The organism is Pedobacter westerhofensis, assembly GCF_900182595.1.
GTDB lineage: Bacteria > Bacteroidota > Bacteroidia > Sphingobacteriales > Sphingobacteriaceae > Pedobacter > Pedobacter westerhofensis.
Genome location: NZ_FXTN01000007.1, coordinates 21,051 through 42,915, shown reverse-complemented (window position 1 = coordinate 42,915; position 21,865 = coordinate 21,051). Strand labels below are relative to the sequence as shown.

General features: G+C 42.8%; 23 protein-coding genes. 14 read left to right on the top strand and 9 right to left on the bottom strand.

All coding sequences use genetic code 11. From position 1 onward, the window contains the following. Window positions 1-141: 141 nt before the first annotated feature. The 4 genes from FN831_RS14375 to FN831_RS14360 all read left to right on the top strand — a co-directional run bounded on the left by FN831_RS14375 (window position 142) and on the right by FN831_RS14360 (window position 4,901). Window positions 142-1,590, top strand: a complete 1,449-nt coding sequence (locus tag FN831_RS14375) for a circularly permuted type 2 ATP-grasp protein (protein WP_142528886.1) — start codon at window positions 142-144, stop codon at window positions 1,588-1,590. 19 nt (window positions 1,591-1,609) lie between these two features. Beyond that, window positions 1,610-2,542 carry an alpha-E domain-containing protein gene (locus FN831_RS14370; protein ID WP_142528885.1) on the top strand — a complete coding sequence of 311 codons (933 nt, stop codon included), beginning with the start codon at window positions 1,610-1,612 and terminating at the stop codon, window positions 2,540-2,542. A 10-nt stretch (window positions 2,543-2,552) separates the two neighbouring features. After that, a complete protein-coding gene (locus tag FN831_RS14365) occupies window positions 2,553-3,524 on the top strand; it encodes a transglutaminase family protein (protein WP_185960485.1) in 972 nt (323 codons plus the stop codon). 132 nt (window positions 3,525-3,656) lie between these two features. Beyond that, window positions 3,657-4,901 (top strand): alkaline phosphatase family protein, encoded by a 1,245-nt coding sequence (locus tag FN831_RS14360; protein WP_142528883.1) that lies wholly within the window; start codon window positions 3,657-3,659, stop codon window positions 4,899-4,901. Window positions 4,902-5,068: 167 nt separating this feature from the next. On the opposite strand, the gene FN831_RS14355 is transcribed toward FN831_RS14360, so the two are convergent. After that, complete coding sequence (locus FN831_RS14355; RefSeq protein ID WP_142528882.1) at window positions 5,069-6,334, bottom strand: NAD(P)-binding domain-containing protein; 1,266 nt, start codon at window positions 6,332-6,334, stop codon at window positions 5,069-5,071. Between the two features lie 137 nt (window positions 6,335-6,471). Here FN831_RS14355 and FN831_RS14350 point away from each other — a divergent pair, with 137 nt between their 5' ends. After that, entirely contained in the window at window positions 6,472-7,131 is a 660-nt protein-coding gene (locus FN831_RS14350; protein ID WP_246101523.1) for an HAD family hydrolase, read from the top strand. Here FN831_RS14350 and FN831_RS14345 read toward each other — a convergent pair. After that, complete coding sequence (locus tag FN831_RS14345) at window positions 7,124-7,849, bottom strand: class I SAM-dependent methyltransferase (protein WP_142528881.1); 726 nt, start codon at window positions 7,847-7,849, stop codon at window positions 7,124-7,126. The two genes, FN831_RS14350 and FN831_RS14345, sit on opposite strands and share 8 nt — an antisense overlap. Before the next feature lie 112 nt (window positions 7,850-7,961). Here FN831_RS14345 and FN831_RS14340 point away from each other — a divergent pair, with 112 nt between their 5' ends. Continuing rightward, entirely contained in the window at window positions 7,962-8,852 is an 891-nt protein-coding gene (locus FN831_RS14340; protein ID WP_142528880.1) for a LysR family transcriptional regulator, read from the top strand. Here FN831_RS14340 and FN831_RS14335 read toward each other — a convergent pair. Together FN831_RS14335 and FN831_RS14330 are read right to left on the bottom strand one after the other, a co-directional pair. Beyond that, window positions 8,845-9,318, bottom strand: coding sequence for an FKBP-type peptidyl-prolyl cis-trans isomerase (locus FN831_RS14335; protein WP_142528879.1), 474 nt, complete (start codon window positions 9,316-9,318; stop codon window positions 8,845-8,847). The two genes, FN831_RS14340 and FN831_RS14335, sit on opposite strands and share 8 nt — an antisense overlap. A gap of 40 nt (window positions 9,319-9,358) precedes the next feature. Then, on the bottom strand, window positions 9,359-10,507 hold the full coding sequence (locus tag FN831_RS14330; protein ID WP_142528878.1) for a serine hydrolase domain-containing protein: 1,149 nt from the start codon (window positions 10,505-10,507) through the stop codon (window positions 9,359-9,361). 237 nt (window positions 10,508-10,744) lie between these two features. Here FN831_RS14330 and FN831_RS14325 point away from each other — a divergent pair, with 237 nt between their 5' ends. Further along, on the top strand, window positions 10,745-11,758 hold the full coding sequence (locus FN831_RS14325) for a fatty acid desaturase (protein ID WP_142528877.1): 1,014 nt from the start codon (window positions 10,745-10,747) through the stop codon (window positions 11,756-11,758). A 219-nt stretch (window positions 11,759-11,977) separates the two neighbouring features. After that, entirely contained in the window at window positions 11,978-12,460 is a 483-nt protein-coding gene (locus tag FN831_RS14320; RefSeq protein ID WP_142528876.1) for a hypothetical protein, read from the top strand. A 104-nt stretch (window positions 12,461-12,564) separates the two neighbouring features. Here the strand turns inward: FN831_RS14320 and FN831_RS27720 are convergent, their stop codons facing one another. Beyond that, window positions 12,565-12,741: a hypothetical protein gene (locus tag FN831_RS27720; protein ID WP_185960484.1), complete on the bottom strand. Its 177-nt coding sequence runs from the start codon at window positions 12,739-12,741 to the stop codon at window positions 12,565-12,567. A 154-nt stretch (window positions 12,742-12,895) separates the two neighbouring features. Between FN831_RS27720 and FN831_RS14315 the strand changes: the two genes are divergently transcribed. The 4 genes from FN831_RS14315 to FN831_RS14300 are packed head-to-tail and all read left to right on the top strand — an operon-like array spanning window position 12,896 to window position 15,337. Continuing rightward, complete coding sequence (locus FN831_RS14315; RefSeq protein WP_142528875.1) at window positions 12,896-13,261, top strand: hypothetical protein; 366 nt, start codon at window positions 12,896-12,898, stop codon at window positions 13,259-13,261. A 30-nt stretch (window positions 13,262-13,291) separates the two neighbouring features. Beyond that, window positions 13,292-13,978, top strand: a complete 687-nt coding sequence (locus FN831_RS14310) for a hypothetical protein (protein WP_142528874.1) — start codon at window positions 13,292-13,294, stop codon at window positions 13,976-13,978. Continuing rightward, complete coding sequence (locus FN831_RS14305) at window positions 13,918-14,685, top strand: sensor histidine kinase (protein ID WP_185960483.1); 768 nt, start codon at window positions 13,918-13,920, stop codon at window positions 14,683-14,685. The genes FN831_RS14310 and FN831_RS14305 overlap by 61 nt, the downstream gene beginning before the upstream one ends. Continuing rightward, window positions 14,675-15,337 carry a response regulator transcription factor gene (locus FN831_RS14300; RefSeq protein ID WP_142528872.1) on the top strand — a complete coding sequence of 221 codons (663 nt, stop codon included), beginning with the start codon at window positions 14,675-14,677 and terminating at the stop codon, window positions 15,335-15,337. The genes FN831_RS14305 and FN831_RS14300 overlap by 11 nt, the downstream gene beginning before the upstream one ends. A 90-nt stretch (window positions 15,338-15,427) precedes the next feature. Here FN831_RS14300 and FN831_RS14295 read toward each other — a convergent pair whose 3' ends face one another. The 4 genes from FN831_RS14295 to FN831_RS14280 all read right to left on the bottom strand — a co-directional run bounded on the left by FN831_RS14295 (window position 15,428) and on the right by FN831_RS14280 (window position 20,555). Next, complete coding sequence (locus FN831_RS14295) at window positions 15,428-16,810, bottom strand: arylsulfatase (protein ID WP_142528871.1); 1,383 nt, start codon at window positions 16,808-16,810, stop codon at window positions 15,428-15,430. 125 nt (window positions 16,811-16,935) lie between these two features. Beyond that, window positions 16,936-17,880: an AraC family transcriptional regulator gene (locus tag FN831_RS14290; RefSeq protein ID WP_142528870.1), complete on the bottom strand. Its 945-nt coding sequence runs from the start codon at window positions 17,878-17,880 to the stop codon at window positions 16,936-16,938. 40 nt (window positions 17,881-17,920) lie between these two features. After that, a complete protein-coding gene (locus tag FN831_RS14285; protein WP_142528869.1) occupies window positions 17,921-20,095 on the bottom strand; it encodes an outer membrane beta-barrel family protein in 2,175 nt (724 codons plus the stop codon). A gap of 112 nt (window positions 20,096-20,207) precedes the next feature. Then, a complete protein-coding gene (locus tag FN831_RS14280; protein ID WP_142528868.1) occupies window positions 20,208-20,555 on the bottom strand; it encodes a hypothetical protein in 348 nt (115 codons plus the stop codon). 124 nt (window positions 20,556-20,679) lie between these two features. Here FN831_RS14280 and FN831_RS14275 point away from each other — a divergent pair, with 124 nt between their 5' ends. Further along, window positions 20,680-21,246, top strand: a complete 567-nt coding sequence (locus FN831_RS14275) for an RNA polymerase sigma factor (protein WP_142528867.1) — start codon at window positions 20,680-20,682, stop codon at window positions 21,244-21,246. Then, on the top strand, window positions 21,234-21,647 hold the full coding sequence (locus tag FN831_RS14270) for a hypothetical protein (protein ID WP_142528866.1): 414 nt from the start codon (window positions 21,234-21,236) through the stop codon (window positions 21,645-21,647). The genes FN831_RS14275 and FN831_RS14270 overlap by 13 nt, the downstream gene beginning before the upstream one ends. Window positions 21,648-21,865 lie beyond the last annotated feature (218 nt).

The following is a 21,865-nucleotide window of genomic DNA, read 5'->3' as shown; positions in this document are numbered from 1 at the left end:
TCATTTTATTAATATAAATAATGCTTTACTCGTTTTTATAAATAATAAACTTGTTTATAACACACAAATATTCATATTTTAACAAAATAAAACGGATTACTCCAGCTCAGATTTCAAATAATTCATTAACATCCGGCAAACATGACTAAAAATACACACACAGAATTATATAATCTGCCCAGCAATACCTGGGATGAAATGTTTGATCAGCTGAAACAGGTCAGAAATGAATACAAGGTGGTGATGGACTACCTGGAACTGGAATCTACGGAAGAGCTGACCAAAAAAGAGGAGCTATCCAAAGTGCTTTTCATGAGCCAGGGGATCACCTTTACGGTATACAACAGCGGAGAAGGCATCGAAAAGATCTTCCCCTTTGATATCATTCCCAGGATCATTAATTCTGATGAATGGGAATATATAGAAAAAGGCATCAAACAAAGGGTAACAGCTTTAAACCTGTTCCTCAAAGATGTGTACAGCGATCAGTTTATCATTAAAGACGGAATTGTCCCGATCGAAATTATCTACTCCTGCCCCCACTTCCTAAGGGAAATGTGCAATGTTAAAGTGCCCCATGACATCTATATCCACATTGCCGGAATAGACCTGATCAGGGATAACGACGGAACATACTACATCCTGGAAGACAATGTGCGTACCCCTTCGGGCGTAAGTTATATGCTCGAGAACCGCGAAATTACCAAAAGGCTTTTTCCCGACCTGCTGCCGCAGTGCAAGGTAAGGAGCGTAACAGAATACCCGAATGTATTATACAACAACCTCAGGGAATTGTCGCCACGCCAGATTGACAACCCTACTATTGTCCTGCTGAGCCCTGGCAGTTTTAACTCGGCATATTTTGAACATACCACCCTTGCCCGCTTAATGGGCATCGAGCTCGTTGAAGGACCCGATCTGATTGTAGAAGACCATAAAGTATATATGAAAACTACGGCCGGCCTGCAGCAGGTGGATGTGATCTACCGCCGCGTTGACGATGAATACCTGGACCCGCTGGTGTTTAATGCCAACAGTTTACTGGGGGTTGCCGGACTGATGAATGCCTACCGTAAAGGAAATGTAACGATCGTAAATGCCGTGGGCAATGGCGTCGCAGATGATAAAGCTGTGTATGTGTATGTGCCCGATATGATCAGGTATTACCTGAACGAAGAGCCCCTGCTTAAAAATGTGCCCACTTATCAGCTGGGCAATAAGGAAGAAAGGGCACATGTTTTTGATAACATTAACAATATGGTAGTAAAGCAAACCAATGGCAGCGGTGGCTACGGCATGCTGATGGGACATGCAGCCACACCCGAAGAAATTGAAGACTATAAAAAAGAGATCATGAAAGATCCGCGGCAGTTTATCGCCCAGCCAACTATCAGCCTTTCATCGGCGCCATGTTATATGAATGGTGTGCTGCAGCCGCGCAGGGTAGATTTCAGGCCTTTCGCCGTCTGTGGCCCAAGCGGCATTACTATTGTGCCCGGCGGCTTAACGCGTGTAGCTTTGAAAGAAGGGTCACTGGTAGTGAACAGCTCGCAGGGCGGCGGCAGTAAAGATACATGGGTACTTTCTTAAATTAAATGACAGGAACAATATGTTAAGCAGAGTTGCAGAGAGTTTATATTGGATGAGCCGTTATGTAGAGCGAACGGATGGTATGCTGCGCATGCTTAAAATAAATTATGCTGCTTCGCAGGATGCAGTTTCAGAGTTTTCATGGAGCCCGGTTATCCGCATTTTTTGTGGCCCGGAACCTGAAGGAGCTGAAGGGATTGAATTTAACAGCCGTGCTGTATTACAGTTTATGGTGACAGACAGGAACAACCCAAATTCGATTATCAATATCATCACCCAGGTGCGGGAGAATGCCCGCAGCGTGCAGGACCACATTACAAAAGATGTATGGCAGTGTTTAAATGAATATTACCATACCGTAAAAGATCCCAAACTGAAAATGATGCTCAAAAAAGATGATCCGATTTCGGTGCTGGATATCCTGATCAAGCAGGGCACATTGTTTTACGGCACTACAGAAGTAACCATGCCGCGAAACGAATGCAGTAGTTTTATGCGCATCGGAAAGTACCTGGAACGCAGTATACAGTCAGTTGATGTACTGGATATTAAGTTTGGATCGGTTGATCACAATCCCGACCTGCTCACCAACACCAGTTACTGGAAACATTTGCTGTTGTCCATAGGGGGCTACGAATTGTACCTGAAAACTTACCGTCAGGGTATTGAAGCGGAAAATGTGCTGGCACAGGTAGTGCTCAACAATGAATTTCCGCGGTCGGTCATCTATTCCATGAACCAGCTGAGCAAATATTTCGACCGGTTAAAGATAGACGGGCATATCAATCCGGGCGATCTGGCTTTTCTGATCGGAAGGCTGCAAAGCAAGGTGAAGTACAGCTCAATCAAAGGATTGAAACAGGACGACCTGCATCTATTCCTTGCCGAGATCAAGTCAGAACTCTACGGCATCGGTAATGCATTTAACCAAACTTGTTTTTCATTGTCTTAAAATTTGTAAAATGCCAGAATTTAACATCAAGCATATCACCAAATACACGTATGAGTCATTGGTAAAAGACAGCGTGAACCACATCATTCTATATCCAAAAGAAGATGAGCATCAAACAGTGCTCAAACACGACCTGAAGATTTCGGGGAAACCCCGCGTAGATACATTTGTGGATTATTACGGTAATAAAGTAGGTTTTTTCACTTACAGTGAGCGCCACAGGGAACTGGAAATTTATTCTGAACTTACAGTGACCACTACCGCCAAGGAACCACCGGCAGAAACCATGTTCGGGGCTATGGAATGGGACGAAATCCAGCGCCTCCGCTACCAGGTGCCCTATATCGATTATCTAAAATGGGAAGCTTTTGACGGGCTGCCAGAACTCAGGTCGATGATCAGTGAACATATTCCGGAAATTGGCACGCCGTATCAAACTGCACTTAAGTATTGTACCTTCGTTTACGAACAGTTCAATTATATACAGGGCGTCACTACCGTTCAGACCAAACTGGATGAAATATGGCAGTTAAAAGCGGGTGTTTGCCAGGATTTTGCGCACATCCTTTCACAAATGCTGCGCATGGTAAATATACCTGCCAAGTATGTAAGCGGGTATATCTGTCCGAATAAGGACGGAATGCGCGGCGAGGGGGCTACCCACGCCTGGGTAGAGGCTTATATTCCATCCTATGGATGGCTGGGGCTTGACCCCACCAATAACTGCATAGCGAGCGAAACCTACGTAATTCTTGCCTACGGACGGAGTTTTACAGACTGTTCACCAGTAAAAGGGGTTTATAAAGGTGCATCAAGCCATAAGTTAACCGTTCAGGTTATCGTAAGTTATGATGACGGAGTTACCGAAACACTGGATCCTGTTGCTGAAGTTGTTGATCCGGAACCCGAAATTCCGGCAGGACAGGGCAACAGCTACCGCAGAAACCTGGAGCTGATGCAGCAGATCCAGCAGCAGCAGTAATACGAGCCGGATAAACGAGGAGTTTCATCCCTTTTTTATCCGGGTTTAATCAGGCAATAAAACGATAACATCAGGCTAACCTTCATTACTTTTGCTGTACTTAAATTCGTGTCACATAATTTAATCCTTAAAATGACACAATCGATAAAGAATCCTTTCCTCCTTATTTTTTTATTATTTCCGGGCATGGTAGCCCATGCCCAAAAGAAAGTACAAAAAACGGTGTTTATTATTGCCGACGGGATGTCTGCAGATGTAATAGAACGCACAGCCACCCCCAATCTGAACCTGATCGCGAAACAGGGAAAGTACCTGAGAGCACATGTTGGCGGTGATAAAGATACCTATTCTCAGACCCCTACCATTTCGGCAGTTGGATACAATAGCTTGCTTACAGGTACCTGGGTAAATAAACATAATGTATGGGACAATGATATTAAGGCACCCAACTATAACTACCCTACGATATTCAGGCTTTTTAAAGATCAGTACCCTGACAGAAAAATAGCAGTATTCTCCAGCTGGCTGGATAACCGTACCAAGTTAACCGGAGACGGCCTGTCAGCCACCAATAAATTACATGTTGATGAGCATGCTGATGGTTTTGAACTCGATACGATAAATTTCAAACACGATAAAATGCGTGATTTCATGCACCGGATTGATGAGAAAGTTGTGGAGGAAGCCGCTTTAAGTATTCGCAACAATGCCCCTGATCTTTCATGGGTTTATCTGGAATATACAGATGATATGGGCCATATGTATGGCGACAGCCCGCAATACACCCGTGCGGTAGAGCTGATGGACCAGCAAGTGGGAAAACTCTGGAAAGCCATTCAGTACAGGGAACAGCATTTTAATGAGGAATGGCTGATCTTCATTACTTCAGATCATGGCAGGGATGAAAAAACCGGTCGTAACCATGGCGGACAGTCTGCAAGACAGCGCTCAACATGGATGGTCACCAATGCGAAAAAGCTCAACGCTTATGCACAATATTATTATCCCGGAATTGTAGATATCATGCCCAGCATAGCGACTTTCATGCACATTGATATTCCGACAGACCGCAAGCGGGAAATCGATGGCATCACGCTCATCGGCCCTGTATCAGTAGCCCAGCCCGTGGCGAATTATATTCAGGGCAACCTGGATCTGAGCTGGAAAGCACTGGATAACTCTGATAAAGTTAAGATATGGGTATGCCCGGAGAACAATATCAAAGAGGGCAAACCGGATCAATACCATCTGCTGGCCGAAATGCCGGCAGGAGCAGAACATGCAACGGTATCAGTGAAAGATTTGCCCTCATCGTTTTACAAAATATGTATTGAAGGCAAATACAATACGATTAATAAATGGATAACAATCCCTTAAGCGGTACTGAGAAAATATATGCGGGGCGCCAAATCATAGCAAAGAGGCTGATACAGCCTCTTTGCTATTTTTACTTGTACCCCCTAAGGGAGCACTTTCAACTATTCAATTCTCAGAGGGCCAATATCATCAATGATACAGCTTCTTTTCCATTTTCAACCCGGTTACTATTGTTCGGTCAAACGATCCGTAATGAATGCCGCATCTTCAGGCATGCCATAGATCACGCCGGACTTACGCTTGCGGAGCCATGGGAAACCGAGAAAGAACAGGCCATTTACCGGAGATACACCTTCAACATGGACAAGGTTACCCTGTTTATCCAGCACGGGCAAATGAACCCAGTCTAAGCTGCCTGTTAAACCTGTTGCCCAGATGACCGAAGTAATTCCTGCTCCCGCAATATCAAGTTCTGTAGCAGTTTCTGCACTTGAGCCCTCAGGATCAGGCACATCTGCCTCATCAAATTCAGCCCCAGGCAGATCCATACCGTACTGGCTGATAAAGCCCTCTATCATCTGTTTGGTAGTAGCTGAGACATGGTCTGCAAACTGGATATTTTCCACTGCGTCATTTCCAAACAACAGTTTGCCATGCTCGCAGCCGAGCAGCCTTCCGAATAGCGCAACGCCTCCCCTGTGCAGCATCTGCAGGCTGATCGTATGTCCTCTTCTTCCCCGGCCCGAAACCAGGGGGTGATGTTCAGTGAAAGCTGCAGGATCAGTAATATCCGAAGTTTTAACTTCAAGCAGTCCTGCCGCTACAGTCCATGAAGCAATATCCTTACCTCTGTAACGGCGTGGAACGCGGCCCACCTTACTTGTTGCAAGATAAACCTTGCGTCCTGCGGCAGATAAGTCTTCAGCAATAGCGCTGCCTGACCTTCCGCTTCCCACAACCAGAATATTACCTTCCGGCATTTGTGCGGCATTGCGGTATCGGGAGGAATGAAACTGTTGGATATCTTTGGGTATAGCTTTGCTGACCGGAGGGATTTTTGGCTCATTGAGCATTCCGGAAGCAATAATAACTTTCCTGGCAGTCCAAACTTTCACATCGCCATTGTGATTTGTTTTTACCTCAAATAGTCCGGTATCATCAGCTTTATCCAGGGATGTGACCTGATGATACTCCATCACGGAAATCTGATTATTGCCGGCAAAGTCAACCAGTTTTTTGTGAAATTCTTTTCCTGTAAAAAATAAATCATCCTGCATATTATCCGGGCTCTGCCCCGGCAATAGGTTTGTAATTTCTGGTGAGTCAAGTGTCATGGAGTCCCAGCGCTGGTTAGACCAGGAGTCGCCGATGTTGCCACGTTCAAAGATCACATATTTGAGCTGATGCTTGTTTAAAAAATAACCGGCAGCCAGACCTGCCTGCCCGGCACCGATCACAATTACATCAACATGTTCTGAGGTTTCTAAAGACATAATGTATACTTTTTAAGATGAACACACGCTGGAATAACAGAAGAGTCAAAATCAGTATGTATATTCAAAATTGGCCAAAAAGTGAGTACCGGTAAATCCCCAAACGTGGTGAATATGTTAAAACATACTAACTTTGCATGATGAACAATGAAATTGCAGTAATCTTTGATATGGACGGTGTGATCTGCCATACCAATCCTTATCATTCGCTGGCCTTCCGTGAGTTTTTTTCGGCCAGAAACCTTGCCCCTACAGATGAAGAGTTTGCCGCGCATATGTTTGGCAAAAGCAACAGTTATATCCTTAGCCATTTTCTAAAAAGACCTGTGACGGGTGAGGAGTTTTTACAGATGGAAGAGGAGAAAGAAGGGCTGTTCAGGAAGATTTACGAACCTCATATTGAACCAATAACAGGCATTATTGAATTCATTTCGGATTTAAAAGCAAATGGTGTGAAGACTGCCGTTGCAACATCAGCTCCGCGCGCAAATCTGGACCTCATCTTAAGCAAGCTGCCATTGCGTGAACATTTTGGCTCCATACTGGCCAGTGAAGATGTCAAAAAACATAAACCTGATCCGGAAGTGTATTTACAATCTGCAGTCAACCTTGGGCAAAAACCAGAGCAATGCCTGGTTTTTGAAGATTCTTTTTCTGGCGTTTCCGCTGCGCTTAATGCCGGCATGCGGGTGGTGGGCGTACTGAGCAGCCATACCAAAGAAGAACTGCCGCCCTGTAATTTATATATAAGTGATTATACAGATCTTACATACGCTAAGCTTCAGGACATTATTTAATTCCACCAAATGCGGCAAAGCAGGCATTTTTATGTAACACATCAACATACCTGAACCCGGCAGACTTCATCAGGCGCAACTGATAGGAAACCGAACGGGGAGAATCTTCGGCATCGATATACGCCAGTACTTTTTCCCGGTAGGCTTTACCGCCAAGTTCTTCCAGATAGCTGGCATATCTTGCTTCAAAAAGCTGGTTAAGCTCCTGTGGCTCATGACTGATCAGGTCTGAGATCCAAAAACTTCCGCCTGGCTTAAGTGAACGATAGATCTTATTGAAAACCTTTTCCCAGTCGCCATCCGCTCTCAAATGATGCAGCACAGCCGCGGCAAGTACAATATCATAATGATTATCAGGCAGATCAGCCACCAGAATATCTGCCTGTATCATTTCTACCTTGCCATCTGTTACTGCCGAAACACGCTGATGTGCCCTTTGCAGCATCGGCATACTCAGGTCGATCAGTGTACAATCCAGCCCCGGAACCTTTTCCAGCATCTTTAAGGTATAATTCCCTGCCCCGCAACCAATGTCAAGCAAAGTTGTCGCAGCCGGGCTGAGCGCAGCAGCAGCACTCGTAGTCAGCTCCAATGTAAGCGGTGCATCAATCGTTGTCTGCTGTCCGGTATCGAGGTTAGCGAAGCGTTCAACATCCTGGTCAAACCGCTTTTGAATTTCTTCAACTGTAGACTTCCGTTTCAATTCATTCTTTTCCATAAGGTTAGCTTTTGTAATTATGTCCTGTTTATAATTTATTCTTCAAACGTAGACAAAATGATGATATTTGAAAAATATCAAATTTGTCAATTATTGATATCAATTAAGTATCATGGAACTTAGACACCTCCTCTATTTCAAGACCGTTGCAGAAGAACTGCATTTCAGAAAGGCAGCTTTAAAGTTATTTATTTCTCAGCCCCCCTTAAGCAGACAAATCAGGGAACTGGAGGAAGAGCTTGGTGCAAGGCTTTTTGAGCGCAATAATAAAAAGGTTTCTCTTACACCTGCAGGTGTCTATTTTAAGAAGCAGGTCGACGGCATTTTCTCACAACTGGCAGAAACTAAAAATGTGGTGAAACAGCTGCATGAAAATATGAGCGGGGAACTGAAGATTGGATATATCAGTTCTACCTATCACCGGCAACTGATGGACACACTGAAGGAGATGCGGGTTGTTTTTCCATTGTTGTCTGTAAAACTTTTTGAGATTCCCACAGTAAAACAGGTGAAAGCACTGGAAGAAGGCAAGCTTGATATTGGCATTATGCGTGCACCGGTAAATTCTGATCAGTTAACAGTGATTTCACTGTTTCACGATCCCTTTGTGATTGCAGTACCGGAGGATGCGCCCAAACTGGATGGTATCAGCCACTGCGGTAATTATTTAGCCGGGCAGCCCTTTATATTCTTTAACCGTGATTACGCACCCGTGTATCATCAGAAATTGGTAGAGATTTGTCAGCGGATGGGATTTACGCCAGAAATTACCCATGAGGCGAATAATGTACATTCTATTTTAAGGATGGTAGAACATGGAGCCGGGGTTTCTATTTTACCATCTGCCATCAAAGATCATTTCCCTGATCTAAAAATCAGATACATTGACCTGTCGGCACTGGCAATTACCTCTGAGGTAGTGCTTGCATACAAGTCACAGCAGCAAAACGAAGCAATTGATTGGTTTACGAAAAGGTATGCCAATCACTTCCAAACTACTTAACAGCTGAAAGCGTTACCGTAAAGTCAAGAACAGAATTTGCCGGGATACTGCCTACAGAAGAATTACCATAAGCGTATCCCGAAGGGATAATCATACGGATCTTACCACCATTCTGAATGTAGGGAATTCCAATCTGCCATCCTGTAATTACACCACCCAGGGCAAAAGTAATAGGCGTACCTTTTGAACTGTCAAAAACAGAACCGCTCAGCAAGCGGCCTTCGTAATCGGCAGTGATAGAAGTAGAAGCAGTATAAGTTACGCTACCAGTTCCCGGTGCGATCACCTGATAAAATACGCCCGACTTATCTTTAAGTGCAGGGATATTGTTCTCCGTAATAAATTTACGGATAGCAGTTGTGTCTGCTCTGAACTGAGCGTCTGCATCAAAATTGTCTTTTTTGGAACAGGCAGCGAAGCATCCGGCTACACCAACCAGAAGGAAAAGATATTTAATTTTATTCATTTGCTGCAAATATATCATTAAACATATTCCGTTTCAACAATTATTTAATGAAGTTATTATACAAACTGTTGACCGCTGTTTTCAGCATGTCATTAAAGCCATCGGTATAAACAGGGCTGCAGCCATTGGTAATTACTACGATCCCGAATTTCTCTTTTGGCTGAAAGAACATGGCACTGTAAAGGCCATACGCCGAGCCAGTATGCCCGGTCATCATCATGCCCGGGATCATATTGTCCACGTTCATGATCGCCAGCCCATAGCCTTCTTCTTCAGAAATCTTTTTCTGCATCAGTCTGGCGCTCTTTTCAGACATAATCCTGGTCCCGTTATAAATTCCCTTATTCATATGCATGGTCATGTATTTTGCCAGGTCAGTTGCGGAGATTTTCATCCCTCCCGTAGGAGAAAATATAGGTGTGCTGTAGCCCATTACATAGTTTTTAATTTCTTCCCTTCTGGGCGCATAGGCCATGGGCGCCGGTTTGAAACCTTTCGCCACCGAATCAAACTCATAGATGGTAGTAAAGAGGCTTGTATCCAGTGAGTCTACGCAGTAACCGCCATATAATTTAAGCGGGTCCAGTATGTGATGTTTCACATATCTGTCAAAACGCTCACCGGATTTCTTTTCTATGATCGTGCCTACCATATTATAATTTAAGTTGCAGTATTTATACCCCTTTCCGGGTTCATAGCTACTGTAACATTTGGCCCAATTTGGGTTCTTTGCAGGGTTGATGACATCGAGTGATAAATAACCTTCGCTATCATTAAGGCTTGAGGTATGTGACATAGCCATTTTGAGCGTGATCACTGTTTCAGGATAATTGGGGTTCCTAACCTTAAAACCAACCAGGTCGCTCATATCATCTTTGAGCGACAGTTTCCCGGCTTCAATCAACTGCATCACGGAGGTGGCAGAGAAAGATTTTGAGATGGATGCGATCCTAAAGATATCTTTATCAGTAAGCGGTGTATTGCTTTCTGCATCTTTTAATCCAAAAGAATGGGTATAAATGATGTTGCCCTCTTTTACCACCGCTACGGAAAGACCAATTGCATCGTGACTCTTCATGATGTCCAGCAGATCGGCTTCGGCCTTTGCGGCCTGACTATATCCGGCTTTGGATAACAGGAGAGATAGTAAAATAAAAAGGCTGGAGATGAAAAAACTGGTCCTGGTCATACAATGAGAATAAGATCTGAAGATAAGAATTATGACTAACTATCGGGGGCATTTCAAAATTAACATGGCATCAGGGAGGCCAGCTGGGAAATTGCCCGAATTTTCAGCAAGCTAAAGCTGAATCGTTTTATTTTAATATTGATACAATTACTTAATTTCCACTATATTTGGCCATTGAAAAATGCAATATGTCACGTTAAAACCATATCTTACTTTTTCGAAGCAACTACTATAACTATGATAAAAAAAACAAGCTTTAACTGGTCGGATGAGGTGGAACCGCATAAACTGCGTACAAAAACAATAATTAAAGAACATCCGGAGATTAGGGCGCTGATAGGAAGGAACCCGTATACCTTCCTGATTATCCTGTTCTGCGTAGGTATTCAGATTGCGCTGGCAGGTGTATTGCAACATCAGGCCTGGTGGTGGAGTGTTCTTGCAGCATACTTTATTGGCGCTTTTGCATGTCATACGCTGTTCATCTGTATTCACGAATGTTCGCATAACCTGGTTTTTAAAAATAAGACCTTAAATGTAATCAGCAGTATTTTAGCAAATCTGCCGCTGATCTTTCCAAGTGCAGTATCATTTACAAAATACCACATGAAACACCACTCTTACCAGGGTGTTGAGGAGCTTGATGCAGATATGCCGAACCGCTGGGAAGCAAAACTGATCAACAACTCAACTGCCGGTAAAGCAGTATGGCTGTTGTTTTACCCGATTTTTCAAGCATTGAGGCCAATGCGTTTAAAAGAAATCAATTTGTTTGACACCTGGACGGTGATCAACATTGCCGTTCAGATTTTATTTGCAACAGCAATTGTATATTTGTTTGGATGGATGGCTTTCGCCTTTTTAACGCTTAGCTTTTTCTTCTCTGTAGGTTTACACCCACTTGGGGCAAGATGGGTACAGGAGCATTTCTTAACCCATGGAGACCATCAGGAAACTAAAAGTTATTACGGCCGTCTAAACCTGGTCAATCTGAATGTTGGTTTTCATAACGAGCATCATGATTTCCCTTCAGTACCCTGGAATAAATTACCGCAGTTAAAAGCGATTGCAGACGACCATTACGAAAGCCTGGGTTATCACACTTCTTACACAAGACTATTGTTTCAATTTTTGTTTAACAGGGAGATTTCTGTGTATTCACGTACCGCAAGGTCTAACAGAGGGGGAGCCAAGAAAGCACCCGGCACATCTGCTCCGGCAATGAGCTATTCAGAAACGACCGTTAATTAGAGGATGCTCACAGCAAGTTTGGTCTGACAATGCCATAGCGCAATGTCAGACCATTGAAAACAAGTATTTCTACGTGTTTTCCAATACAGGTAATTCTACAGTTACCCAGTACCCCTATATTGAATATTTTTGATCATGACATCAAATTCCCTGTACCCATAGAAAGGCCGGAACCGAATTGATGAGCAGAGGATTAAATTATTCAATAGAGATAAGCATATGAATATCACCAAGTATAGATCTGATATTACAAAAGACAATTCGTGCAGCTACTTTTTTTTCAGCAATGACGAGGAAAATACGGAGAACAGACAAAATCAGTCCCGCAGAGAATTAAAAGAAAGCCTGAGTAAATCATTTAAGGATATTGCTACCTATTGGTGTTATGTACTGATCACAGATGATCTGCGCAGACTGGTTAATCCGGCGGTGATCAACAAAGAAACAAATGAAGCTTTTAATGGTCCGGAGACTATCTGGTTAAATGGAATTGGACTGATCAGGGCATTTTTCTCAACTGCACCGGTTTTACATTCTGAAAGTTCCGGAAACAATATTCAGCTGGTTGAGCATTACAACGCCTCCAGCGATGAATATACAGTGGTTATACCAGCACTTCCCGGCCCGGAATACAATCATATTGCCCCGCTGAACACCATCTCCGAATTTATAGGCCAAAAATTCTCATTTATTTATCTTTAGACAGCAACACATACGGACAACCTGGCGGAGCATCCTCATCTCTTCTCCACCATAGCTGTCACGCGAGCGTAACCACAAGTTTTTTCAGAAAAAACAACAATTGCTCAGCGCTTTCCCTTGTCTAAGATGACTCTCTTTTTATCATGTGCCGGCTTTATTTTCATTTTACGTGTAATCAGATCACTAACTTTTCTGAACAGGCGAAGGTCTGTCTGACCCAATGCAATGATCACCAGCATCATAAATGGTATGGTTTGCAGGACAAAACAGATAAAACTCATAACGCGCATTATTTGATCAGGAATAAAATTAACAGATAGCCCCTGTAAATTTACACGTAAATCTACCCGATTAATTAATCACGTAATTTTACCTGATTATTTTTCTTGTTTGAATTATAAATTATATATATTTAGGAAAACAAAATCCTAAATTATGTCACAAGCAGACAAATACCGTCTCCCGGTTCATACCGCGGTCGCTTATACGGCGAAATGGAGAGAACTGGAATACCTAAACCGCAAAGACCCGGCAACAAAAGTGCGGGCATTTACCGTACACCTTTCCGAACTCAAAGAGATCCTCGATGAAATAGGCGTTGAAAGGGTACGGCTCTACCTCGGTATTAATACTGAACACAAAGAAACCCTTGTCCTGGTGGGAGTGAATGAGAAAAATGAAGATATGATTGAAGCGAGGTTGAAAGAGGACGGATCTGTGGAAGAGGTGGGAACATATGACTTCTCCTATCCCTGCCCGGATACCTGTGCAGACGGAGATTCTCCCCTCAACAACGATTAGGTTTCTTCATATATCATTATACCTGAATTTATGAGCCTGCAAAGCCTGATATTCCATGCTGTTCCGTTCGCAATGATTCCCCCGCTCCTGTTGGCAATCATGCTGATCCGCGGGAGCAACCTGACGATCAGGATCTTAAGCATACATATCATGATCAGCGCTGTGGTGGAGTGCGGTTCTGCCCTGTTATGGGCAATGAAGATCAATAATATCTTCCTCCTGCATCTCTATACGCTGGAAGAATTCGCATTGCTCAGCTGGTTTTATTCCTCTTTGATCAGCGGCAGCAAATGGGCACTCTTTTTCAGGATTTCAATAGTTGTTTTTAGTATCCTCTCGATCCTGAATTCAATATTTCTGCAGGCTGTTACGGTAAACAACACTTATGCAAGGGCTCTGGAAAGCTTAATCTGTATGATCTACGCGCTGATTTGCTTTCACAAAATGATCAACTATCCTGCAGGGATGCCGAAACCCTATGTAACAGCCCTGCTCCTGATCAATTCGGGTATAATGATATATTTTACCAGTTCGAGTTTACTTTTTACGCTGAGCAATTATCTGAGAAAACCCGGCTTAACTGATGCAAGAATGACGTTATGGACTTTTCACGCATTCTTTTGTACAATTTATTATTTGCTGTTATTTATTGGCTTATGGATCATGCGGAAAGCGAAATTACATTCTTACTATTTACAGGCACCCTCGCTCTACTGATTCTTTCAGTGGGATTTACGATTATTTACGCAAGATATGTACAGAATACGGCAAAACAACAGAGAGAACTGCTCGAACTGGAAAAAAAACACAAGCAGGAGCTTCTTCAGAATATACTGGAATCCGTTGAAACAGAAAGAACAAGAATTGCAAGAGATCTGCATGACCAGATCGGAAATACCTTCTCTGTACTGTCATTAATCCTGCAGCGCTCAGAAGATGAAAAAGTGACAGAAGCAAAAGAGCTGATCAGCGCAGGACTGCACACTACCCGTGAACTCGTCTACCAGATTATGCCACCTGAGCTGGAATTGTTGGGACTCCGGTATGCACTGGAAGATATATGTTACAGAATTAATAAAACAGACAGTTTAACAGCTGAATGCACGATACAAAGTGATTTGAGTGATTACAATTCCAGGATACAGCTATCGTTGTACAGAATCGTCCAGGAACTGATCAGCAATACGATCAAACATTCAAACGCAAGTAGATTTACTTTATCCTGTCATGATCTGGGAACAGAAACCCAGGTGATATATCAGGATAACGGGACATTAAAAAATGAACGTCCGCCAGACCACAGAAAGGGTTACGGGCTAAAAAATATTGAAAGCAGGGTAGAGTTGCTGAACGGAACTTTTGATTACAATTTCAATAACGGCTTTGAATCAAGAATCCTGATTAAAAGATTTTATGAAGATTAACATAGGTATAACGGACGACCAGCTGCTTTTTCGTAAAGGCATGATTTCCCTATTGGAAAAATGCAAAGATTTTAAAGTGTTGTGGGAAGCTGCCGGCGGACTGGAGGCCGTTAGCCAGCTTAGCGGGATGGCCGCACAAACAGATATTTTATTACTGGACCTCAGTATGCCCGGAATGAATGGCATGGAGACCATGCAGCTGATCAAAGAACGGTTCCCCTCGCTGAAGGTAATCATCCTGTCCCTGCATGAAGAGGAAAGGTTTATTATCAGGTTAATAGAACTGGGAGCCAACAGCTATCTGGTAAAAAATGCCACACCTGAAGAAGTTGAGAAAACGATCAGGATTACCTTTGAAAGAGGTTTCTATTTTAATGATGATATCTCCAAAGTCCTTTATAATCACATGAGCCTGGTTAAAAAGAAAGCGGCCTTTTCTTCAGATTTCACAAAAAGAGAAAGAGAGATCCTGCAGTGTATCTGTGAAGAACTGTCAACAAAAGACATCGCAAAAAAACTATTTATCAGCGAACGAACCGTTGAAGGGCACCGCAACAGCTTGATTTTAAAGACAAATGTAAAAAATACAGCAGGTCTGGTTATCTATGCCGTAAAAAATAACCTGGTTAATCTGCAGTTTTATCTGAAATAGCAAATCCCAGATCTTGAAAGTCTCCAGAATTAATCAATCTGTGGCTTTGAAAGAATAAAAAAGCCTTTTATTCTTTCAAAGCCACAGAAATTATTTGGCCGACCAGAAAGGAGATTCGGTCCTGGCTGTTAAAAGATACTCTTCAATCTTTTTTACAACATCCGGATTTGCACTGGCAATATCATTTTTTTCTCCGAGGTCATTGTCCAGATTATAAAGTTCAAGTTTATTCCTGCGTTTAACGGCCTTCCAATTCTTGTACCGCACAGCCTGTTCAAAGCCATTTTCAAAGAATTCCCAGTACAGAAAGCGGTCACGGTTTGATTTTTTGCCAACCATATCAGGATATACACTGATGCCGTCTGTTTTGTAACCTCCTGATTTACCCGCAATTTCAGCAAACGTAGGCATCACATCAGCAAAGTAAGCTGGCACATTATTGTATTTAGGTGCGTTCTTTAAAAAAGGTGCCCAAACGATAAATGGAACACGGATACCGCCTTCGTACATATCCCTTTTGAAACCTTTCAGAGGTCCCTCTGAATCGAAGAAATCTGCAACAGCAGACAACTGCGGCGTAGGCTCAGAACGTGGGCCGTTGTCTGAACAAAAGATGACGATTGTATTTTTTGATAAGCCACTTTTAATCAGGTAATCTTTTACCTTACCCACAGACTGGTCCATGAAATAAACCATGGCAGCGTAGGTCTTCATATCTTCAGGCCAGTTTTTATCTTTGAATACGGCTTGATTGGGAACATCCAGCGGAGAATGCGGATTATTGAAGTTCAGCATCAGGAAAAATGGTTTCTTGTTGTCCTTTTGTGTAGCAAGGTATTGCAATGCCTCGTCCGTACAGATATTAGTTTCATAATATCCCTTTTTGCCATTTGTATTTTCCTCAATGGTTACCAGTTTGCCGTTACGGTAGCGTTTCTCAGGCCAGTAAGTGCTGGCATATGTAGAAGGTTGATTAATCAGCCAGCCTGTAAACTGATCAAAACCATGCTGCAGGGGCGTTGCCAGCGAATCGTAACCGTCAATATGCCATTTTCCTACCAGTGATGTTGTATATCCTGCGTCCTTCAGCAGGTTGCCGATCGTATAATCTTTATCGCTGATATTTGCGCGGTATACAACTGATTTACCTTTCTTTCCGCCAATCCCGCCATGATCGGTGGCATTCCCCCTGATCGTGGCATGTCCGGAATTTAAGCCTGTGATTAGCGAACATCTTGAAGGTGAACATACTGGTGCTCCGGCATGGAAATCAGTAAACTGAGTACCCTCCTTTGCAAGTTTATCAATATTTGGTGTGAGGATCTGTTTCTGTCCGTATACACCTACGTCCCCATATCCAAGATCGTCCGCAAGGATGAAAACAATATTAGGTTTCTGCGGGCTTTGCTGGGCGACAGCAGCGGAGCAGGTGATGAGCGCAATCCAGGCAAGTAGCAGCTTTCTTTTTATCATTTTATATCATTTAATTATTAACGTGAACAGATTAGTAGGTGTCAATAATAAAGCATTGCCCCCAATGGGTATCAAAAGATTTTCTTGAAAATGAAGAAATCTACTGAAAAAGCAGCTCGATATATTTAAATACCAATCTGTGAGAGCGCGCTTTTTCTAAAAGATGAGGGCGACACATGTTCTTTCTTTTTAAAAAATGAAGTGAAGGCAGCCTGTCCGGAAAATCCAAGTCCGTAACTGATATGGTTAATATCCCAGTTGGTCTGCACCAGTAAAGACTTTGCCTCGTAAATCAATCTTTCCTGAATATGTTCCCGTACAGTCTTGCCGGTGTGCTCCTTTACCAGGGCATTCAGGTAGTTGGGATGTACATGGAGCTGGGCGGCAAACTCTGCAGCTGTTTTGAGTTTCACTGTATTTTCAGGTCCACCCACCTGGAAAACAGATTCAAGCAGCGAAAGAAAGCCATGGATATAACCATAACTTTCAGGAACCTCAACATCTGCAAGGTTCTTTCCCGCCCTCCTGGCTTCGAGCAGGATCATTTGAAGATGCAGCAGCAGTGCCTGTTTTTTATCTTCGCTACCGGCGCGTTCCTCCTTAAGCATAGATTCAAAATGCTGGTTGACCACTCCCGACTGCTCATCTGATAATTGTACCACGGCTTTTGCAGGTTTAAAATACGGATAGTTCCGCAGCAACTGAAGTACATGGTCGGCATCATTTTCAAAGTATTTCGGATGGATGAGGCAAAAATGCCCGCCCGTGTTTTCAGATGTTGTTTGCCATGACATGATTTCATCAGGATGCAGAAATGCGATATCACCGGCGCACATCAGGTATCTATGCAGCCCTACCGTTAATATTCCGGTGCCGGAGGTCATATGGAAGATTTTATAAAACTGTCTCCTGTTGGGTGAAATATAATCGGCTACCGGATAGCTGTCCCTGTTTTCAATTGTAAAATAGCTGGCATTGAACGGATAATGCTGAACGCTTAAAAATGGTACTTTGTAATTGACTTTGGCAAATGATTCCAATTCCAGACGAGGAATATCTAACTTTTCCATAAATACTAATTTACAGGTTTCTTTTCAAACTCCTAACTATTTAGGGGGCTACATCATTATTTTCAATCCCTACCCTGTTTTTATTAATCCGGTCTTTTAAGCTTCCGAAATTGTAATTTAAGCTGATATTAAATGCGCGGAAATAATTCCGGCTTTCATATGCCTGATTGAATTGGGTGCCAAACGTGGTGTTTACATTATTTCGGTATTTGGTAAAGGGATTTTTGACACCACCACCGATACTAAACTTATCCCTGATGATATCTTTATTGAAATTGAACGCGCTGGAAAAAAACCCGTTGGTATATCCCTGCAAGCCGGTAGGGTTACGGCTGTTTAAACCCAGGTTGGCATTTAATGCCCAGCCATGGCTAAGGCGCACTACGTTAGACAGGGTGAAAGCATACATTAACAAGTTGTTATTAACAGGCTGCCCGCTATCCTGTCCACTAAGCCAGAGGTACATGGTGTTCCCGTTCAGGCTGGCACTGTAGCTGCTGGTTACCGGGTAGCTCAGGTTGAAATTAACTCCCGTACTGCTTGATTTACCGGTATTGGCATAAGTTATCCGGCTGATCTGCGAAGCGGGGTTAAAATTAACTACCTGCAGATCCAGGTTGTTCATAAATGAATAATCAAGCCCGATATTAACAGATAGCTTTTTGTTGCTGCTGTATCCAAACTGGAGATCATTTAACAGTACGGGTCTCAGGCCGGGATTGCCTGTGATTTCATAATTTGGGTTTGCCCGGTCTACATATGGGTTTAACCTGTTGATGCCCGGCCGCCTTATCCTTTGCGAAAAGCCAAAGTTGATACTGCTTCCGTTCTTGAAACCTTTCCCTATGGCTACAGAGGGGATAACATTGAAATAATTCTGCCCGGCAACTGAAACTGTACTGGAAAAGTCGGCACGTATTACGGTTTCTTCAATTCTTACACCCGCATTCATATTCCAGCTATTTAAATTCAGCTGATAGGAATTATAGGCGCTGAATACATTCTGTGTATTGCTGAAGGAATTGGAGAGTGCCTGTTCTGTTTCATAGCGGCCCACAGCGGTGTTCAATGAGCTGTAATCAAAGTCACTGCTGTTTTTCCTCAGTATCCCTTTTAACCCGGCTTCAATATTCAATTTTTTAACCGGTGTAACAAAATCCACCTGAAATGTATGCTCATTAAAGCGCTTATGATCCGTTTGCAGACAATCCGCTGCAGTAAAATTCACACGGTTATCAAAAGCAATGTTTCCATTTTTATCATTAAGATTGGTAGCAAACAGATACGAGAAGGTAAGCAGCCTGTTTTTCATTGATTTAAAACCCATTTCATAATTAATGCCCGCATCTATGCCGTAACCTGTTGCCCTACCCTTGTTTTCAAACCCATATTGCTGCAGAAGCCCATTGATGCCAGTTAACCCGGATGCCTGTGCAGCATGATCGTTAAGCCTGCTGCCGTTGTAATTTAACTGGGCGGTTAATACATTGAGGCTGTCTGCCAGGTAACTCAGTTCCGTACCAAAATATGCGGTATTGTTGGTAGAACGCTGATTGCCCTGCTGAGCCAGTAACGTTCCCCCGGCATCAGCCCGTTTATTGCTATTAAAAGTTTGCGGCGAATGATATATATTCCCGCCACCAAAAGCTGACACCCCAAAGCTGCCACTTTTGGCCGTAAACGAACCACCAACACCAGGCCCCCCAACAGGGAAGCTTTCATTAATATTTAGCGAGCCATTAAAGCCCTCATTTATTCTTTTACTGGTGATGATATTAATGATACCGGCTAAGCCCTCTGCATCATACCTGGACGGTGGAGTGGTAATCACCTCTATCCTCTCAATGGTAGATGCCGGGATACTTTTCAGCACCGCTTTCAGATTGCCCTCCAGGCTAGCTGAGGATTTGCCGTTTATGAGCACTTTAAAGCTGGAGTTACCTTTCATCAGCAAATTATCATCGCCATCTACTGAAAGGTAGGGTATTTTGCGCATCATGGTGAGAACGTTATTACTTTTGCTTTCCGGATCGGCTTTCAGATCATAAATGATCCTGTCGGCCTTGCGGTGGATGAACGCTTTGTTGCCGGTTATGGCTACTTCTTTTAAATTCTGTCCGGAGGTTGCAGGGGCCTGGCCAAAGGCTTTAAATTCTTGTGTAAACAATACGGCGCTGACGATAATCAGCCGAAGGATAGCGCATTTAAATTTCATAATTGAATGGATTAGAGGGCGAAAAAATTAGGCATGACAATCCCTGCAGGAGAATTTGTCCTTTAAAATCGGATAGAAGAAGAATGATTGTTTGTGCTGCTAAGGCAGAAAACTATAAGGTATCGCTATCCTTTTGTTTTTTTAAAAAGAGATAGTAAAGCAGGAACCCGGCACCGATAAAGATCATTTCAATACCGTATGGCGCTGGTGAATCTTCGGCACTAAAGGGTACATATTCCAGGACAACAAAACCAATACCCGCCGACAGTAAAAGCAGGCCCCATTTTACCGCTTCATTTCCTGAGCCCGATAAGCGTGCCAAAAATTTAAGGCCGGTTTCGTCCAGAGGGCCTGCGTCAATGATTCGTTTCTTTAACCTGTAATTATACAGGGCAAGGATAAATATGGCAATCAATATAAAAAAGACGATGACGATGATGAATGGCATTAAGTGTTTCATGATGTTTTGATTAAGTTATTTGCTACAGTAGTCAGCACACCTGCCATCCCGGTTGCAATTATTTAATAAATATTTTATTTCTCTATTTTGCAACCGCTAATGTACATATCTTGACTACTGTTATATGTTTGACGAGAACGAAATTGTAAACAGGATATTAAAGAACGATTTGCGGGCCTTTGAATTATTGGTTAAACAATATGAAAAGCTTGTTTTCTTTGTAATCCACAGGTTGGTTCAGGACAGGCAAAATAAAGAAGACATTTGTCAGGAAGTCTTCATCAAGATCCACCATAGCCTGCCATCGTTTCGCTTTCAGTCAAAATTATCTACCTGGATTGCAAGAATAGCTTATCTGACTGCTGTAAACCATATTAAGAATATCAAAAACAAATCCGCGTATGAGTATCCGGAAAATATTGACAACTATCATTTTACGGATGAAAATCCAGAAAACGAATTAATAAAAAAGAACACCTCAGTTTACGTTAACTACCTTATCGAACAAATGCCCCTGCAGTATAAAACAGTACTGACCTTATATCATCTCAACGAGTTTTCACTCACAGAAATAAAGGATATAACAGGTATTCCGGAAGGCACGTTGAAAAGTTATCTTTTCAGGGCACGTAAATTATTGAAAGAGAAAATTGAAAAAGATCTTAAACAGGAGAACACATGGAAGAGTTAAATGACGATGAATTGCAGGATTTTTTGGACCGTAGTATAGGCAATATTGAGCATACGTCTGGCGAAAAAGCGACAGCTGACCTTTTAGCATACCAGGATTTATTTAAAGCACTGCAGACAGAGCCGGTACAAGGGCTGCCGCTAAGTTTTGCATCAAACGTAAAGTGGAAACTTCAGAAAGGCCTTAACCGAAAAAGTGATCTCCGGTTTAATATACTGGCCGCAATCATTGTCATGCTCAGCCTGCTGCTTGCCTATGGCTTATTGCAGCTGATCAGTCAGGCCACAGCCGCTCTGGTTTTAAGTATGGTCGTAAAGTTCAAGTGGGTACTGGCATCTGTAATTTTCCTCTTCTTTTCCTTTTTGCTGATAGACCAGCGGCTGATCAAACGGGAGTACTAAAACAGTGATAACCAAAAAAGCCTTGATTTCTCTAAGGCTTTCAGGCGTACCCCCGGACGTACTAAGATCGAACCAGTTTATGGAAGATCTAGTAAAAATTGCCTTTATACCACTGTAAAATGTAGAAATATGACATCGGAAATGATAAGATAATTATGAAAAAAGCTGAGGTATCTTAAACAACAAAACTAGTGGAGAAGATTATGAGACAATGTGGC

What these genes read in the sequence shown, in the direction of transcription:
- FN831_RS14295 (WP_142528871.1), bottom strand. Translation starts at nt 16,810, where the DNA reads ATGATAAAAAGAAAGCTGCTACTTGCCTGGATTGCGCTCATCACCTGC.
- FN831_RS14360 (WP_142528883.1), top strand. Translation starts at nt 3,657, where the DNA reads ATGACACAATCGATAAAGAATCCTTTCCTCCTTATTTTTTTATTATTT.
- FN831_RS14345 (WP_142528881.1), bottom strand. Translation starts at nt 7,849, where the DNA reads ATGGAAAAGAATGAATTGAAACGGAAGTCTACAGTTGAAGAAATTCAA.
- FN831_RS14270 (WP_142528866.1), top strand. Translation starts at nt 21,234, where the DNA reads ATGGAAGAGTTAAATGACGATGAATTGCAGGATTTTTTGGACCGTAGT.
- FN831_RS14355 (WP_142528882.1), bottom strand. Translation starts at nt 6,334, where the DNA reads ATGTCTTTAGAAACCTCAGAACATGTTGATGTAATTGTGATCGGTGCC.
- FN831_RS14305 (WP_185960483.1), top strand. Translation starts at nt 13,918, where the DNA reads ATGGATCATGCGGAAAGCGAAATTACATTCTTACTATTTACAGGCACC.
- FN831_RS14330 (WP_142528878.1), bottom strand. Translation starts at nt 10,507, where the DNA reads ATGACCAGGACCAGTTTTTTCATCTCCAGCCTTTTTATTTTACTATCT.
- FN831_RS14350 (WP_246101523.1), top strand. Translation starts at nt 6,472, where the DNA reads ATGATGAACAATGAAATTGCAGTAATCTTTGATATGGACGGTGTGATC.
- FN831_RS14325 (WP_142528877.1), top strand. Translation starts at nt 10,745, where the DNA reads ATGATAAAAAAAACAAGCTTTAACTGGTCGGATGAGGTGGAACCGCAT.
- FN831_RS14340 (WP_142528880.1), top strand. Translation starts at nt 7,962, where the DNA reads ATGGAACTTAGACACCTCCTCTATTTCAAGACCGTTGCAGAAGAACTG.
- FN831_RS14315 (WP_142528875.1), top strand. Translation starts at nt 12,896, where the DNA reads ATGTCACAAGCAGACAAATACCGTCTCCCGGTTCATACCGCGGTCGCT.
- FN831_RS14300 (WP_142528872.1), top strand. Translation starts at nt 14,675, where the DNA reads ATGAAGATTAACATAGGTATAACGGACGACCAGCTGCTTTTTCGTAAA.
- FN831_RS14310 (WP_142528874.1), top strand. Translation starts at nt 13,292, where the DNA reads ATGAGCCTGCAAAGCCTGATATTCCATGCTGTTCCGTTCGCAATGATT.
- FN831_RS14370 (WP_142528885.1), top strand. Translation starts at nt 1,610, where the DNA reads ATGTTAAGCAGAGTTGCAGAGAGTTTATATTGGATGAGCCGTTATGTA.
- FN831_RS14290 (WP_142528870.1), bottom strand. Translation starts at nt 17,880, where the DNA reads ATGGAAAAGTTAGATATTCCTCGTCTGGAATTGGAATCATTTGCCAAA.
- FN831_RS14280 (WP_142528868.1), bottom strand. Translation starts at nt 20,555, where the DNA reads ATGAAACACTTAATGCCATTCATCATCGTCATCGTCTTTTTTATATTG.
- FN831_RS27720 (WP_185960484.1), bottom strand. Translation starts at nt 12,741, where the DNA reads ATGAGTTTTATCTGTTTTGTCCTGCAAACCATACCATTTATGATGCTG.
- FN831_RS14275 (WP_142528867.1), top strand. Translation starts at nt 20,680, where the DNA reads ATGTTTGACGAGAACGAAATTGTAAACAGGATATTAAAGAACGATTTG.
- FN831_RS14320 (WP_142528876.1), top strand. Translation starts at nt 11,978, where the DNA reads ATGAATATCACCAAGTATAGATCTGATATTACAAAAGACAATTCGTGC.
- FN831_RS14285 (WP_142528869.1), bottom strand. Translation starts at nt 20,095, where the DNA reads ATGAAATTTAAATGCGCTATCCTTCGGCTGATTATCGTCAGCGCCGTA.
- FN831_RS14365 (WP_185960485.1), top strand. Translation starts at nt 2,553, where the DNA reads ATGCCAGAATTTAACATCAAGCATATCACCAAATACACGTATGAGTCA.
- FN831_RS14375 (WP_142528886.1), top strand. Translation starts at nt 142, where the DNA reads ATGACTAAAAATACACACACAGAATTATATAATCTGCCCAGCAATACC.
- FN831_RS14335 (WP_142528879.1), bottom strand. Translation starts at nt 9,318, where the DNA reads ATGAATAAAATTAAATATCTTTTCCTTCTGGTTGGTGTAGCCGGATGC.